The sequence below is a fragment of the Paraburkholderia acidipaludis NBRC 101816 genome (genome assembly GCF_000684975.1).
In the GTDB taxonomy this organism is placed as follows: domain Bacteria; phylum Pseudomonadota; class Gammaproteobacteria; order Burkholderiales; family Burkholderiaceae; genus Paraburkholderia; species Paraburkholderia acidipaludis.
This window is the reverse complement of record NZ_BAXZ01000044.1, coordinates 1-14,348: the sequence shown is the minus strand read 5'-3', so window position 1 is coordinate 14,348 and position 14,348 is coordinate 1. Positions and strand designations below refer to the sequence as shown.

The window sequence follows — 14,348 nt, the reverse complement described above, 5'->3', positions numbered from 1 at the left end:
AAAACCCCAAAACAACAAGAAGCCATCCAGATCCACCTCTAATCACCCGATTGGCGTGCACACAGATCATTAGACTAGGTAATCAATGCAGATCCGCAAAATTTCCGCGAGATCCGGCCCCTCCTCTTGACGCAGGCTGTCATTCCGATCACCGGCGAATCCATTCGTCGTCGAAGGAGCACCCTGCGTAGTTTCCGAACGATATTCGGGAACGGCCTCCAGCCAGCCCACCTTTCGATCTATTCAGGATTACTAAATCGTGAATTCCAGGACCCTGATAATGGGCCTTGTGGTCGGTATCGTCCTCAATCTGCCCGGCCCAGCCGCCATGGCAGGCTGCATCAGCGATCCTCCCAATCAGTCCAACGCGTCGTTTCCCGCCGCGCTCACCGGCAAGCTCGTCTATCACAGCTACGTCAACTACGGCGACGGCACGAGCCAGATTTTCCTCTATGATTTTTCGACGCACACGCTGACCCAGTTGAGCAAGCCCTCCTGGGGCATTACCGATCCCATGAACGCAGTGTTCAGCCCCGACGGCAAGTGGCTTGTCTTCATGGGCGTCAGCAACGGCGCGTGGAACGTGTTCATGTATCCGCTCGGCAGCAACAAGGCGCCGTTCAACATGACGAACAGCACGGGCGCCACCCGCAACGAAGATCCGAAATTCAGCACGGACGGCAAGAGCGTCGTGTTCAAGCAGAATGGAAACGTCAAGCTGGCCACGCTCTCATATACGAGCGCTGGCCCGATCTTCACCTCGGTCGTGAGCCTCTCGAACGCGCCGTCCGGCGGCGAGTATTCCATGCCCTTCCTCGCGCCCGACGCAAGCGCCGTCTATTACGCCACCGGCACGGGCGCGAACATGGGGCTCGTGAAACACACGATCGCGACCGGCGCCACGGCCGCATTCGATCGTCCCGCCGGCCTCGAGACTTACTATCCGATCGTGCGCGCAGACGGCACCGTGTTCTACGCGCGCTGGAAGAACGGCAGCGAGCTCGACCAGATCTACGAGAAGAGCGCCGACCCGGAATCGACGCCGAGCCAGTTGCCGATCAACGACTGCATCAGCAACAACTCCGACCCGGCTCCGGTCAGCGGGACGAACTACCTCTTCTTTTCGTCGACGACCGCAGGCGGGTATCAGCTCTACGTGGGGGATGTCACGACAGGACGACGCTGGAGCCTCACGCAGTTCGGCGTGAATGCCGACCATGCGAAGGCCAAGCTGGGATCGAGCTACTACGGTGGACCGAGTGCGCCGCCGCCGATGCTTGTTACGCAAGCGGCTCGCTAAGGCCCTGCGGGGCCTGGAGCGGGAGCGCCGGCACTCGCCGCCGCGTCTCTCGCACCTGTGCCCATTCAAGGGGGCAGCCCGAACATCCCGTGCCAGATCGCACTAAACAGGATTCCTACGGCAGCCTTCCACGCTCGCCACGATTGTTCTGATGGAGACAACGCTGTTTTCAGTCTATGGAAATAGACTTTCGATAGAACTGTCCTAACATGCATTCCCATGTCACTGCGATCGCCGGCGTTCCGCCCGATCGACATTCTTTCTGATGAATTCCGAGGTGGTGCCATGGTGCAGGTTCTCGAAGGCGCGGCGATCATTGCCGCCATCAGTGTTTATCTGATTCCGTCCATCGAGGCGGATGCGCGCGGGCATAGCGACGCCTTCGCGATCACGGTAGTCAACATCCTGCTGGGCTGGACCCTGGTGGGCTGGTTCGCGGCGCGCGCCTGGGCACGCAGCCGGCATGACGCGCGGCTTCTGGCGCGCGCGGCAAAGCGGGTTCGCAGCGCCGCGGGCCACGTGACGAGCCAGAAGATCGTGCAACACGTAAGGCTGCGCGCAGCGCTCGAAAGCTACAAGAAAGGACCGCATCGCAGCGTGGCGCGGCCCTGCTCGTGAGCGCGACGAACCGGCCTCGTCGGCCGGCAACGGCGCGCTCGCCATTGCGCTGGTTTGTTTCGGCGGCGGGACTCTGTGCAGTGCTAACGGGTTGCGCGTCGGCCACGAGCGTGACCTCGGCAGACAAGCCGGGCTCCTACACAGTATCGGCCTCGGCAACCGGAGGACGTCTCGCGTGGGCACGCGCTCATCAGCGTGCCCTGACCGAAGCCACGAACTATTGCCAGAACCTCGGCTTGCAGACGAGTTTCGTCACCGAACGAACGGAAGGTCAGCAGACGTTGCAGCAGCAGCATTCCGTGATCGAGTTCGAGTGCCATCCCAAGCTATGAACCAGGCTATGAAGCGCCGGCCGGCTCGAGCGGCTACATCGAGCGCCGGATCGCCTGCTCCAGCAAATCGAGCCCCAGGTCGATCTCCTCTTCGCTGACGGTCAGCGGCGGCGCGATGCGAAAAACACCGCCCATGCCGGGCAGCTGCACGATATTCATGCTGAGCCCGAGCTTCATGCACTCGCGCGTGATCCTGGCGCCCAGCCCGTCCGCCGGCTCCTTCGTGCGGCGATCCTTGACGACCTCCATGCCCAGCAGCAGCCCGCGGCCGCGCACGTCGCCTATGCAGTTAAAGCGCTCCATCAGGTCCAGCAGCCCGCGCCTGAGCCGCTCGCCCATCACGTTGGCCCGCGCCGCCAGCCCTTCGCGCTCGACCACGTCGAGCACGCGCAGCCCCACGGCGGCGGGTAGCGGATCGGAAACATGCGTCGTATAGAAGAGATAGCCGCGCTCGTGGGCCTGCTCTTCGATCTGTGCGGACGTGACGACGGCCGCCAGCGGCAGGCCCGCGCCCAGCGTCTTCGAAAGCGTGAGGATGTCGGGCGTGACGCCGTCGCGCTGGCAGGCGAACATCGTGCCCGTCCGCCCCACGCCGGTCTGCGCCTCGTCCAGGATCAGCAGCATGCCGCGCTCCTCGCACTTGCGCTTGAGGGCCGCCATATAGCCTTGCGGCAATTCGATGATGCCGCCGGAACTCAGGATCGGCTCCGCGATGAAGGCCGCGAGATTGCCGCTGGACTGCCGGTCGATGAGATCGAAGGCGTAGTCCAGCTCCGCAAGCCAGTCGTAAGCGCCATTGCGTTCGAAGCGCGCGCGGTACGCGAACGGCGCGGGTATCGCGAACGAACCAACCGGGGCAGGGCCGACACCCTTGCGCCCCGCGCTATAAGTCGCCGAGGCCGCGGCGCCCGTCATGCCGTGCCACGACTGCGCAAAACCAACGATCTCATAGCGGCCCGTGACGAGTTTCGCCATACGAATCGCGGCCTCGTTCGACTCGGCGCCCGTGCTGAGCAGCAGCGCCCGGTCGAGCCCGTCCGGCGTGATCTCGGCCAGCCGAGTGGCGAGCTCGACCACCGGGCGGGACAGCATGCCGCTGAAAAGATGATCGAGCTTGCCGACGTATTCCTGAACGACCGAGACGATTTCCGGGTGGCTGTGCCCCAGCACGGCGCTCATCTGGCCCGAGGTGAAATCGAGGATCGGACGATCGTCCGCGTCGTAGACAAAGCTGCCTTGCGCGCGCTCGATGATCATCGGCTCGAACGTGCCGCCATAGCGGATGAGGTGCTGCCTGGCATTGCGCCAGAAGGTTGCATCGTCGTTGCGGGACACCGTGCTTCTCCTCGTGCGTAGCGGCAATGGGCAATGACTTGCAGTCTAGTCGTCGCTCTGCTTTTATAGAATCGAATAGTTCTTATGGAAGCCAGAAGCGAGGCTAATATCTTGAGCCGCACTCTCGAAATCGATTTGCTGCGTTCGTTTGCCGTGATCGCCGAAGTCCGCGCGCTGAGCCGCGCCGCGAGCCGCGTCGGCCGGACCCAGTCCGCGCTGAGCCAGCAGATGAAACGCCTGGAAGAAATTGTCGATCAGCCGCTGTTTCAGCGCACCGGACGCGGCGTGGTGCTCACGAATCCCGGCGAGCGGCTGCTGATCCACGCCCAGCGCATGCTGCGCCTGCACGACGAAGCGATGGCCGATCTGCTCGGCAAGGGCTTGTCGGGCAGCATCCGCTTTGGCTGCCCCGACGATTATGCGGCCGTGTTCCTTCCCGCCCTGCTGCGCCAATTCTCGAGCCAGCATCCGCATGCGCTCGTGGAAGTGGTGTGCGGACCCACGCCGCGGCTCGTCGAACACCTGGAGAAGCGCGCGGTCGATCTGGCCATGATCTCGCTGCCGGAAGACAACCCCGGCAGCCCCGGCGACGAGATCATCCGCCGCGAGCAACTGGTCTGGATCGGCTATCCGGGGCTCGACGCCGCGCACTTCGATCCCTTGCCGCTGGCGCTCTCGGACCCGGACACGCTCGACCATATCGCGGCCTGCGAAGCGCTGCAGCGCGCCGGCAGAGCCTATCGCGTCGCTTATGCCAGCAGCAGCCTCGCGGGCCTCACTGCGCTCGTGCGTTCAGGGCAGGCCTTCGCCATCATGACGCAGACGGCCGTGCCGCCGGATCTCGCCATTCTGAATGGCGATCCCTCGCTGCCGCCGTTGCCGGCCGTCGGCATTACGCTCAAGTTCGGGCGCAAGCGAGCCTCGCCGCTCACGGCGGCATTTGCCGAGCACCTCCGGCTCACGCTGCCGCTGCTTTGATGGTCGCACGCTGCGGCACCTCTCCTGGAGCGTGAACGACTAATCAGCATTCCTTCATTACTACGCAACCGCCTCGGCCGCGTCGTGCCGCAACCGGAACACGGCGACCGCGTCGTTCAACTGGCGGCCCTGGTCCTCGAGCGAGGACGACGCCGCAGCCGCCTCCTCGACGAGCGCCGCGTTCTGCTGCGTGACGCCTTCGAGTTGCGCAATCGCCAGATTCACCTGCTCGATCCCGCGGCTTTGCTCGTCCGAAGCCGCCGCGATTTCGACGACGATGCCCGCCACGCGGCTCACCGCCTGCGTCACTTCCGCCATCGTCCTCCCGGCCTCGTTCGCCAGCACGGAGCCTTCCTGGATCTTGCCGACCGACGCGCTGATCAGCTCCTTGATCTCCCGCGCCGCCGACGACGAACGTTGCGCAAGATTGCGCACCTCGCCGGCCACGACGGCGAAGCCGCGTCCCTGCTCGCCCGCCCGTGCCGCCTCGACCGCTGCGTTGAGCGCGAGAATATTGGTCTGAAAAGCGATGCTCTCGATCAGCCCGATAATCTCCGCGATCGCGCTCGAACTCTGGTTGATGTCGCCCATCGTGCCGACCACGCGTTTGACCACCTCGTTGCTGCGGCCCGCCACGGCCGTGGCGTCGACCGCAAGCGCGTTCGCCTGGCGCGCGTTGTCCGCATTCTGCCGGACGGCCGAGGTCAGCTCGTCCATGGTGGCGGCGGTTTGTTCGAGCGCCGCGGCCTGCCGCTCGGTACGCGCGGAAAGATCCGCGTTGCCGGCCGAGATCTCGCCCGCGGCGGTACGCAGCGTTTCGCTGTTGCGCCGCACTCCTAACAACACACCGTTGAGTTTCTCCACGAACTCGTTGAATCGCGACGCAAGTGCGCCAACTTCGTCGCCGCTCGTGACCGGCAGCCGTTGCGTGAGGTCGCCGTTGCCGGAGGCGATGTCCTGCATGCTGTGTGAAAGCTGTCGCAGCGGTTTTGTCAGGCGACGCCCCAGCATCATCGTGAGGGCAAGCGCCGCGCCGAGCAGCAACGCGCCACCCAGCATCAGCACGATGCTGAGGCGGTTCGCGTCCGCCATCATCTCCGAATGCGGGATCAGGCCGATATATTTCCAGCCCAGTTCCGGCGATGTATAGACCACGCTGTCGTAGCGCGTGCCGCCCAGCTCGATGGCATGCAGCCCGCCGCCGGTTTGCGCCAGATCGCGATAGCCGTCGCCGAGCTCTTCGAGCTTTTTGAAGGCGTGCGAAGGATCGTGAGGGTCGACGAGCACGGTGCCGCTGTCCTCCACCACCATCAGGTAGCCGGTCTGCCCGAAGCGCACCTGCCTGACCATCTTCGCGAGCCCTTCGAGCGAGATGTCCATGCCGAGCACGCCGAGCGGCTTGCCTTGCCCGTCCTGGACCGTGCGCACGAAGCTGATGATCACTTCCTTGTCGCCGCCGTCCGCCGCATACGCGCCCGTGCGAGTCACGTTGCCGCCCGCTCCGCTCCGCTGCGCGTACCAGGGGCGCTCGCGCGGGTCGTAGTGATCGGTCTTGAACTCGCTCTTCGGCCACTGGATATAGCCGCCCCATTTCGTGCCGAGGTAGACGTAGCGCAGATCCGGGTGGCTATCGCCGAAACGCTTCAGCAGCGAGAAGATCGCGCTTTCCACGCCGCCGTTCGTATCGGGTGTCATCGCGCCGCCGTGCGTCAGATAGTTCGTCACCGATTCGTTGGCGGTCTGCACCACCGGCGAATCCGAAACGAACACGACGTTGCCGCGCACCTGATCGAAGGTATTTCTCAGGCTCGTATCGATCTGGCGCATCTGGCCCATGCTCGCCGCGGCAAAGCTGTCCGCTGCCTGCCAGCGAACGTTCAAGGTCGCAAACAATGTGATCGCAATGATCGTGGCGGCGAGCGCCGCACCGAATATCAGGCTCAGTTTGACTGCAATGGAGCGGGTGCCCATGGGTGCTTGTTTCCTCCAGCCGTTTTCCAGCCGTTCATTTGGCGCCTGGCGCCTTTCTTGTTGCTCAGCCTGTTTACGGAGCCGGCTGCACCGAACTGAATGGATTCAATTTCAAGAATTGACCGTGCGCGATGTTCGGCATGAGCCGCATCACGGTGCGCGAGGCGCCGGGCGCCATTGCGGCACCCGGTCCGCCTCAGGCGTTCTTCCAGCGCGCGTCGGCAACGGCCAGCTTTTGCGGAATGAGCTTGAGTTCGTAGAGCGTATCGGCAATCTGTTGCTGATACGAAAAACGGCCTGCGTCCACGGACAGGATGCCGTAGCCCGTGCGCCCCAGCGCGAGTTCCAGCGTGCCGGTGTCGAGCCCCGTGAGCGGCGCGAGCTGGGCGGCAACGGCCGCCACGTTCTGCGCGGCCCAGGTGTCGAGCTGCTGCAGTTCGTCCAGAACGGCATGCACCACATCCGGGTGCTGCGCCGCGAATGGACGTCGTGCGACGTAATACTCGATGTTGCGCACGAGCCCTTCGCCGTTGACGAGCACGCGTGCGCCAAGCTGCCGCTCGGCGGCGGCCAGATACGGATCCCAGATCGCCCACGCATCCACACTGCCGTTGGCAAACGCCGCGCGGGCATCCGCGGGGGCGAGATAGGCCGGCTGGATTTCGTCGTAGCGGACCTTGCCCTGCTCCAGCGCCTTCACGAGCAGATAGTGGGTGTTCGAGCCGCGGTTGCAGGCCACCTTCTTGCCGCGCAGTTCGGCCACCGAGCGGATCGGCGAGTTCTTCGGCACGATCAGCGCTTCGCCGCGCGGCGCGTCCGGCTCGGCGGCGATATAGACGAAGTCCACCCCGCCCGCCTGAGCGAACACGGGGGGTGTTTCGCCCACTACGCCGATATCGACGGCATTCGCGTTCAACCCTTCGAGCAGTTGCGGGCCGGCCGGAAATTCGAGCCATCGCACAGAAAATCCGAGCGGCGCGAGACGTTTTTCGAGCGTGCCGCGCGTCTTGAGAATGATGAAATTGCCGTATTTCTGGTAGCCGAGACTGACCACCTTGCCGTCCTGCGCGCTTGCCGCGCCGCTCGCGGCAAGCGTCGCGCCGGCGGCGCCGAACCCGCGCAGGGCCGCGCCCGCGCCCAGGCTCGCGGCCATCTTCAGTAACGAGCGGCGGCTTTCGAGCACGCCATCGGGCTTCGAGTCGGTATGAGACATAGGACGGATATCGACACAGGAACGAATGCGCATGATGCGCAATGGCCCATGCAGCGTCAAAGAATCGTTTCTGCTATCGATCGTGCCTATGCGTATATCGGCGGCGCGCGATCGGCCGCAATCAGCGCTTCTCGTCCGCGATGTAAGCGCGAATCACGTCGGCAAACGTGGCATCGCCCGTGAAGCCAAGCGCAAGCGCACGCGACGTGTCCCACTCGCCCGGCCAGCTGCGAACCATGGCGGTCAGGCGCGGATCGATGTGGTGGCGAATTCTCGCCGCGACATCGTCGCCCGCCACCTCGCGCAGCGCCGCGATCATGTCCGCAACGCTGACCGAAAGCCCCGGCAAATTCACGGTGCGGCGCTCACCAAGCGCCGCACCGTCGATCTCGCCGCCCATCACGAGCGCGTCGATCACCGCGCGCGGCGAAAGCAGCCACAAACGGGTGTCGAGCGGCACCGGACACATCGCCTCCTCGCCGTTCAGCGGCTCGCGGATGATGCCGCTCGCGAACGACGAAGCCGCCGCGTTCGGCCGCCCCGGCCGCACGCTGATCGTGGGCAGACGCAGCGCGCGCCCATCCACGAAGCCGCGGCGCGAGTAGTCGGAGAGCAGCAGTTCGCCAATCGCTTTCTGCGCACCGTATGACGTCTGGGGATTCAGCGCGGTGTCGTCGCGCACGACGTCGGGCACCTTGCCGCCGTACACGGCCACGGAGCTCGTGAACACAACGCGCGGCCGATGGCCCAGCGCGCGGCAGACCTCCAGCAGCATGCGCGACGCTTCGAGGTTGATGCGCATGCCCAACTCGAAGTCCGCCTCGGCCTGACCGCTGACAATGGCGGCCAGATGAAAGATCGCGCGCGTTTGCGTGTCGATCGCGCGCTCGAGGACCGCGCGGGCGGCAATGTCGCCGACTAGCGTCGTCACGCGCGCGTCGTCGAAGCCTGCCGCTTCGACAATGTCGAGCAGCACCAGCTCATCGATGGGCTCGCGCTGCCCCGAAGGGCCGGTCAATTCGCCGAGGCTCAGGAGTTTCGTTGCGAGGCGCCGGCCCAGGAAGCCGGCGCCGCCAGTGATCAGGACTTTCATAGGCCGCTCATGAGAGTGAGAAGTTCAGGCATCCGAATCGAAGGATCCGGGGTTCGGCGCGATCCGTCACAGATACGGGCGCAGCCATCCGAGTCCCGCCGACGTCGCGGCTTTGGGCCGGTATTCGCAGCCGATCCAGCCCGCGTAGCCGAGCGAGTCGATCAGCGCGAACAGGTACGGATAGTTGAGCTCGCCGAGATCGGGCTCGTGGCGCTCCGGCACGCCGGCAATCTGGATATGGCCGATGCCCGCCATGTCGCGCTTGAGCTTCGTCGCGAGGTCGCCTTCCACGATCTGGCAGTGATAGCAGTCGAACTGCACGCGCAGATTCGGCGCGCCAATCTCGCGGCAGATCGCCTGCGCGTCGTCCTGCCGGTTCAGGAAGTAGCCGGGCATGTCGCGCGGATTGATCGGCTCGATCAGGATCTGGATGCCGTCACGCCGCGCGGTATCGGCCGCATACGCAAGATTGCGCAGATACGCGTCGCGATGCCGCGCGCGGTCGGCGCCGGCCCCGACGAATCCCGCCATCACGTGCAGCTTGTCGTTGCCGATCGTGCGCGCATAGTCGAGCGCGATATCGATCGAGCGGCGAAACTCGTCCTCGCGCCCCGGCAGCGACGCGATCCCGCGCTCGCCCGCCGCCCAGTCGCCGGGCGGCGCGTTGAAAAGCGCCTGCACGAGACCGTTGTCGTCGAGGCGCGCGCGGATTTCGGCGGCCGCGTACTCATAGGGAAACAGGAACTCGGCCGCGCGAAAGCCGTCACGCGCGGCGGCGGCGAAGCGGTCGAGGAACGGGTGCTCGTGGTACAGCATCGAGAGATTCGCTGCGAAGCGGGGCATGGATAGGACTCCGTTGAAAGTGCGTCACCAGCGCGCGCCGAAATTGCGCCGCAGGTCGTCGAGCGCCGCCTCATCCAGCGGCTCGGGTTTCGGGTTCGTCATGAGCCACAGGCGCGCGGTCTCTTCGAGTTCCTCGAGCACCGCAGAAGCCTGTTCGACAGTGGGCGCCCAGACCACCGGGCCGAGCCGTTCGAGCAGCACGCCGCGCACGCGCCCGGCGAGCGCCGCCACTTCGTCGGCCACCTGCGGATCGCCGGGGCGGCGGTAGCGAATCAGCGGAATGTGGCCGACCTTCATGACGTAGTACGGCGTAATGGGCGGCAGCACGTCGGTGTCGCGCCACACGCCCGCCAGCGTCAGCGCGACGAGATGCGTCGAATGCGTATGCACGATGCCGTGTGCCTCGGCGTTGCGCGCATAGATGCCGCGATGCAATGCAAGCGTCTTCGAAGGCTTGCCGCCGGAAACGGTCTGCCCGGCCAGATCCACCTTCGCGATCTGCGCCGGATCGAGCCGGCCGAGGCACGCGTCGGTGGGCGTGATGAGCCAGCCGTCGTCGAGCTTCGCGCTGATGTTGCCGGCAGTGCCGACGGCATGGCCGCGCGCATAGAGGCTGGCGCCCACGGCGCAGATCGTTTCGCGCAGCGTAGCTTCGGGGCTCATGCGCGGTTCTCCAGCCGTTGCAGCGCCTTTTCGAAGAAGTCGGTCGCGCCGAAGTTGCCCGACTTGAGCGCAAGGCCCATCGAGCCGTCGAGCGTCGCCGTGGCGGGCACGCCCGGATCGATCTGCGCGCCGATCTGCAAAGCCTTCACGTCGAGCGCCTGAACCACCGCGCCCGACGTCTCGCCGCCCGCAACGACGAACTTGCGCACGCCGAGCGCGAACAACCCGCGCGCGATTTCGGCGAGCGTCGCTTCGACGAGCGCGCCGGCCGCTTGCGCGCCGAGCTGTTGCTGAACGGCCGTCACTTCGTCGGGCGAGGCAGTGGCGTAGATCAGCACCGGCTCGGGCAAATGCTCCCGCGCGAACGCGAGCGCGGCTTGAACCACCGGCTCGCCGCGCGCCGCCGCCAGCGGATCGACGCGAAACGCGGCGCGCGCCGCGCGCCACGCCGCGACCTGGGCATTCGTCGCTTTCGAGGCGCTGCCGGCCAGCACGGCTGAGCAGCCGGCAATGTCCGGCAGCCGCGCCGCGTCGCCGCGTTCGGGCAGCAGTCCGGCGCGGCGAAAGTTTGCAGGCAGGCCGAGGGCGATGCCGGATCCCCCTGTGATCAGCGCGTGATCGGCGCACGCTTCGCCCAGCACGTACAGATCCGCATCCGTGAGCGCGTCGGCAATCGCGAAGCGCACCCCTTCGGCGCGCAGCTGCACGAAGACCTCGCGCACCGCCGCCGCGCCGCGTGCGATCGCATCGTAGCGAACGAGGCCGACCTTCGAAGCGGTTTGCCGCTGCAGCACGCGCACGAGGTTCGCGTCCTTCATCGGCGTGAGCGGATGGTTCTCCATGCCCGACTCGTTGAGCAACATGTCGCCGACGAAGAGATGGCCGCGATAGACGGTGCGGCCGTTTTCCGGAAACGCGGGGCATGCGATCGACAAGGCTGCTGGCTCGCCAAGCGCGTCGGCCAACGCATCGGCAACCGGACCGATGTTACCCGCATCGGTCGAATCGAATGTTGAGCAGTACTTAAAGAAAAACTGGCGGCAGCCCTGCTCGCGCAGCCAGGCGAGCGCGGCAAGCGACTGCGCGACCGCCTCGCCGGCGGGAATCGTGCGCGACTTCAGCGCGACGACGATCGCGTCGGCATCGATCCGCGCGCCGGGCGCGGGCACGCCGATGGTCTGCACGGTGCGCATCCCGCTCTTGACGAGCATGTTGGCGAGATCGGTCGCGCCGGTGAAATCGTCGGCAATGCAGCCAAGCAGCGGACGGGCGGTGGCGATAGTGGAATTCATGACGGCGCTCGTGCATTCAACGGCCAGCGGGCAGCGTGATGCCCGGGAAAATCTTGACGACGGCCGCATCGTCCTCGCCGCCGTGGCCCGAACTCGACGCGTTCATGAACATCTGATGCGCGGCGGCCGAGAGCGGCAGCGGAAATTTGCTCGCGCGCGCCGTATCGAGCACGAGGCCCAGATCCTTCACGAAGATGTCGACAGCCGAAAGCGGCGTGTAGTCGCCGTTCAGAATATGCGGCACGCGATTCTCGAACATCCACGAATTGCCGGCGCTATGCGTGATTACGTCGTACAGCGCATCCGGATCGACGCCTTCGCGCAAGCCCAGCGCCATCGCTTCGGCGGCGGCTGCGATATGCACGCCCGCGAGCAGTTGGTTGATGATCTTGACCTTCGAGCCCGCGCCATACGTTTCACCCAGACGATAGACCTTGCCCGCCATCGCCGCGAGTACGTCCTCGCAGGCCGCGTAGGCCGCCGCGGGCCCCGAGGTCATCATCGTCATCTCGCCCGATGCGGCGCGCGCGGCGCCACCCGAAACGGGCGCGTCCAGCATCAGCAGACCAGCCGCCTCCACGCGCGCGCCAAGCTGCGCGGCGAATTCCGGCGCGACCGTCGCGCTCGAAATCACCACCGCGCCAGGCCGCATGGCGGCAACGGCGCCGTGCTCGCCGAACAGCACGCTTTCCGTCTGCGCCGCATTGACGACGAGCGTGACCACCACCTCGCAGTGCGCGCCGAGTTCGGCAGGCGTCGCGCAACGCATGCCGCCCTCGGCCGCGAATGCGTCCAGCACGCTCTCGCGCACGTCGCAGGCGTGCACGCGAAAACCGGCGCGCAGCAGCGAACGCGCGACGCCCAGCCCCATTGCACCAAGACCGATGACTCCAACCTGTCGTGACATGACAATCCTTCGAAGTGCGTAAGAAATTCGGGCGCTCAGTCAGGACCCGTGCGCGTGGCGCCGCGCCGCCGTATCCGGTCATCATACAAATTAACGCCGAGGCTCGCTGCCGAAGGGAAAACCCGCAGAGCGGAAAACCTGCCGCTTCGGCTCCCTTCGGGTTTACTTCAATTCCACTATCTGAAATTCATTTTACTATTCGTAAATTCATTCACCGGCCATTCATCGAGACATCGGCCCGGTGTCGCCGGACGCGCCGGGCGGAAAAAACGGGCCGCACGAGCCCGACCGCATTCACAAGAGGAACAAGAGGAGACACAGCATGCCCCCCAACGACCGCACCGCCGGGCTGTTGCTTGCCCGGCTCGACCGGATTCCGAACTGGACGATGCCGCGCCTTTTCGCGCTCATCATCGGCATCGGTTTCCTGTTCACCTTCTACGATATCTTCGACATCAACGTCTCGTTCATCCAGACCTGCATCGCGCTCGTGCCCGGCTGCACGCCGGAGAGCGCGGGCGGCTACATCGGCCTGCCCGTGCTGCTCAATCTCGCGGGCTACGTGGTCGGCACGCTGCTGCTGAGCCCGCTGGCCGACCGCATGGGCCGGCGCGACCTGCTGCTCGTGACGATGATCCTCACCGGCATCGGCTCGGCCATCACTGCCGTGGCGCACTCGTATGGCACCTTCGTCGCGGCGCGCGCGTTCACGGGCATCGGCATCGGTGCCGACCTCGCGATCGTCAACACCTATATCGGCGAACTGGCGCCGAGCGGCGGGCGCGCCCGCTATACGTCGATGATCTTCATCTTTTCGGCGATCGGCGCGGTGCTCGGCATCTGGCTCGGCCTGTGGCTCACCACGCCCTCCACACCGCTGCCGCTCGGCCTGCCGTTCGCGCTGGCCAGCAAGGACTTCGAATACGGCTGGCGCGTGATGTACCTGATCGGCGGCGCGCTTGCGCTCGTCGGCGTGGCGCTGCGCTTCCAGTTGCCCGAGTCGCCGCGCTGGCTCGTTTCGCGCGGCCGTTTGCAGGAGGCCGAACAGGTGGTCGCCGAAATGGAAACGCGCGCGCACGCGATCAACCCGCTGCCGCCCGTGCCCGAGCAGATTCCGCCCTTGCCGCCGAAGGACGAAGCGATGCCGTTCGGCGCGATCTTCCGCAACGCGGTCTATCGCAACCGCACGCTGCTGCTGACGGCGATGTGGTTTCTCGCCTATATCACGGTCTATTCGTTCGCGGCCGGCTTTACGACGCTGCTCACGGCCCTGCATTTCCCGCCGCCCGAAGCCGGCCTTATCACGGCCATGGGCACGTTCGGCTTCGTGCTGTGCGCCATCGTCGCCTATGCGTTCGGCGAACGGATGGAGCGCAAGCGCTGGACGCCGCTGGCCGCCCTCATCACGCTGGCGGGCGGCATCCTGATCTCGTTTGGCGGCGATAACTTCTGGCTCGCGATACTCGGCTCGATCATTGTCTTCTTCGGCTTCAACGTGTGGGTGCCCATCGCCTATACGTGGTCGATCGAAAACTACCCGACCCGCGCGCGCACCACGGGCTTCGCGATCGTCGACGGACTGGGCCACCTGGGCGGCGGCATCGGCATGTTTGCGATTGCCCCGCTTATTCCGGTGATCGGCGTGTTCTGGTCGCTGATGCTGATCTGCGGGTTTCTGGTTGCGGCGGCGCTGATCGCGCAGTTCGGCATTTCCACGCGCTCGCGGTTGCTGGATGAGATATCGCCCTGAGCGGTTTGGGGTTCTGGTGGTCGGCTTTCTTTTTTCGATATTTCATGCCGGTT

11 protein-coding genes and 1 pseudogene are annotated in these 14,348 nt (G+C 65.5%); 4 read left to right on the top strand and 8 right to left on the bottom strand.

Annotated features, from left to right (window positions below):
- Positions 1-280 precede the first annotated feature (280 nt).
- A pseudogene (locus tag BAC01S_RS33135) lies at positions 281-1,288 on the top strand (PD40 domain-containing protein); the annotation flags it as partial.
- Positions 1,289-1,585: 297 nt separating this feature from the next.
- Positions 1,586-1,918, top strand: coding sequence for a superinfection immunity protein (locus BAC01S_RS33130; RefSeq protein WP_043204187.1), 333 nt, complete (start codon positions 1,586-1,588; stop codon positions 1,916-1,918).
- A gap of 365 nt (positions 1,919-2,283) precedes the next feature.
- Here the strand turns inward: BAC01S_RS33130 and BAC01S_RS29580 are convergent, their stop codons facing one another.
- Positions 2,284-3,585 (bottom strand): aspartate aminotransferase family protein, encoded by a 1,302-nt coding sequence (locus BAC01S_RS29580; RefSeq protein WP_027797991.1) that lies wholly within the window; start codon positions 3,583-3,585, stop codon positions 2,284-2,286.
- Between the two features lie 84 nt (positions 3,586-3,669).
- On the opposite strand from BAC01S_RS29580, the gene BAC01S_RS29575 reads away from it, so the two are divergent.
- Entirely contained in the window at positions 3,670-4,563 is an 894-nt protein-coding gene (locus BAC01S_RS29575) for a LysR family transcriptional regulator (protein ID WP_027797990.1), read from the top strand.
- A 60-nt stretch (positions 4,564-4,623) separates the two neighbouring features.
- Here the strand turns inward: BAC01S_RS29575 and BAC01S_RS29570 are convergent, their stop codons facing one another.
- From BAC01S_RS29570 to ltnD, 7 genes are all read right to left on the bottom strand, one after another.
- Positions 4,624-6,534: a methyl-accepting chemotaxis protein gene (locus tag BAC01S_RS29570; RefSeq protein ID WP_027797989.1), complete on the bottom strand. Its 1,911-nt coding sequence runs from the start codon at positions 6,532-6,534 to the stop codon at positions 4,624-4,626.
- 196 nt (positions 6,535-6,730) lie between these two features.
- A complete protein-coding gene (locus tag BAC01S_RS29560) occupies positions 6,731-7,747 on the bottom strand; it encodes an aliphatic sulfonate ABC transporter substrate-binding protein (RefSeq protein ID WP_027797988.1) in 1,017 nt (338 codons plus the stop codon).
- A gap of 121 nt (positions 7,748-7,868) precedes the next feature.
- Positions 7,869-8,840 (bottom strand): D-erythronate dehydrogenase, encoded by a 972-nt coding sequence (gene denD, locus BAC01S_RS29555; RefSeq protein WP_027797987.1) that lies wholly within the window; start codon positions 8,838-8,840, stop codon positions 7,869-7,871.
- Between the two features lie 66 nt (positions 8,841-8,906).
- A complete protein-coding gene (otnI, locus tag BAC01S_RS29550; RefSeq protein ID WP_027797986.1) occupies positions 8,907-9,683 on the bottom strand; it encodes a 2-oxo-tetronate isomerase in 777 nt (258 codons plus the stop codon).
- Positions 9,684-9,707: 24 nt separating this feature from the next.
- Complete coding sequence (otnC, locus tag BAC01S_RS29545) at positions 9,708-10,346, bottom strand: 3-oxo-tetronate 4-phosphate decarboxylase (protein ID WP_027797985.1); 639 nt, start codon at positions 10,344-10,346, stop codon at positions 9,708-9,710.
- Positions 10,343-11,638: a 3-oxo-tetronate kinase gene (gene otnK / locus BAC01S_RS29540; RefSeq protein ID WP_027797984.1), complete on the bottom strand. Its 1,296-nt coding sequence runs from the start codon at positions 11,636-11,638 to the stop codon at positions 10,343-10,345. Before otnK ends, otnC begins: the two co-directional genes overlap by 4 nt.
- 16 nt (positions 11,639-11,654) lie before the next feature.
- Positions 11,655-12,545 (bottom strand): L-threonate dehydrogenase, encoded by an 891-nt coding sequence (ltnD, locus tag BAC01S_RS29535; protein ID WP_027797983.1) that lies wholly within the window; start codon positions 12,543-12,545, stop codon positions 11,655-11,657.
- Positions 12,546-12,867: 322 nt separating this feature from the next.
- Here ltnD and BAC01S_RS29530 point away from each other — a divergent pair, with 322 nt between their 5' ends.
- Entirely contained in the window at positions 12,868-14,295 is a 1,428-nt protein-coding gene (locus BAC01S_RS29530; RefSeq protein ID WP_027797982.1) for an MFS transporter, read from the top strand.
- Positions 14,296-14,348 lie beyond the last annotated feature (53 nt).

Excerpts from the sequence above, each read along its gene's own strand:
- BAC01S_RS33130 (WP_043204187.1), top strand. The coding sequence starts at position 1,586 with ATGGTGCAGGTTCTCGAAGGCGCGGCGATCATTGCCGCCATCAGTGTT.
- BAC01S_RS29575 (WP_027797990.1), top strand. The coding sequence starts at position 3,670 with ATGGAAGCCAGAAGCGAGGCTAATATCTTGAGCCGCACTCTCGAAATC.
- BAC01S_RS29570 (WP_027797989.1), bottom strand. The coding sequence starts at position 6,534 with ATGGGCACCCGCTCCATTGCAGTCAAACTGAGCCTGATATTCGGTGCG.
- BAC01S_RS29560 (WP_027797988.1), bottom strand. The coding sequence starts at position 7,747 with ATGTCTCATACCGACTCGAAGCCCGATGGCGTGCTCGAAAGCCGCCGC.
- denD (WP_027797987.1), bottom strand. The coding sequence starts at position 8,840 with ATGAAAGTCCTGATCACTGGCGGCGCCGGCTTCCTGGGCCGGCGCCTC.
- otnI (WP_027797986.1), bottom strand. The coding sequence starts at position 9,683 with ATGCCCCGCTTCGCAGCGAATCTCTCGATGCTGTACCACGAGCACCCG.
- otnC (WP_027797985.1), bottom strand. The coding sequence starts at position 10,346 with ATGAGCCCCGAAGCTACGCTGCGCGAAACGATCTGCGCCGTGGGCGCC.
- otnK (WP_027797984.1), bottom strand. The coding sequence starts at position 11,638 with ATGAATTCCACTATCGCCACCGCCCGTCCGCTGCTTGGCTGCATTGCC.
- ltnD (WP_027797983.1), bottom strand. The coding sequence starts at position 12,545 with ATGTCACGACAGGTTGGAGTCATCGGTCTTGGTGCAATGGGGCTGGGC.
- BAC01S_RS29530 (WP_027797982.1), top strand. The coding sequence starts at position 12,868 with ATGCCCCCCAACGACCGCACCGCCGGGCTGTTGCTTGCCCGGCTCGAC.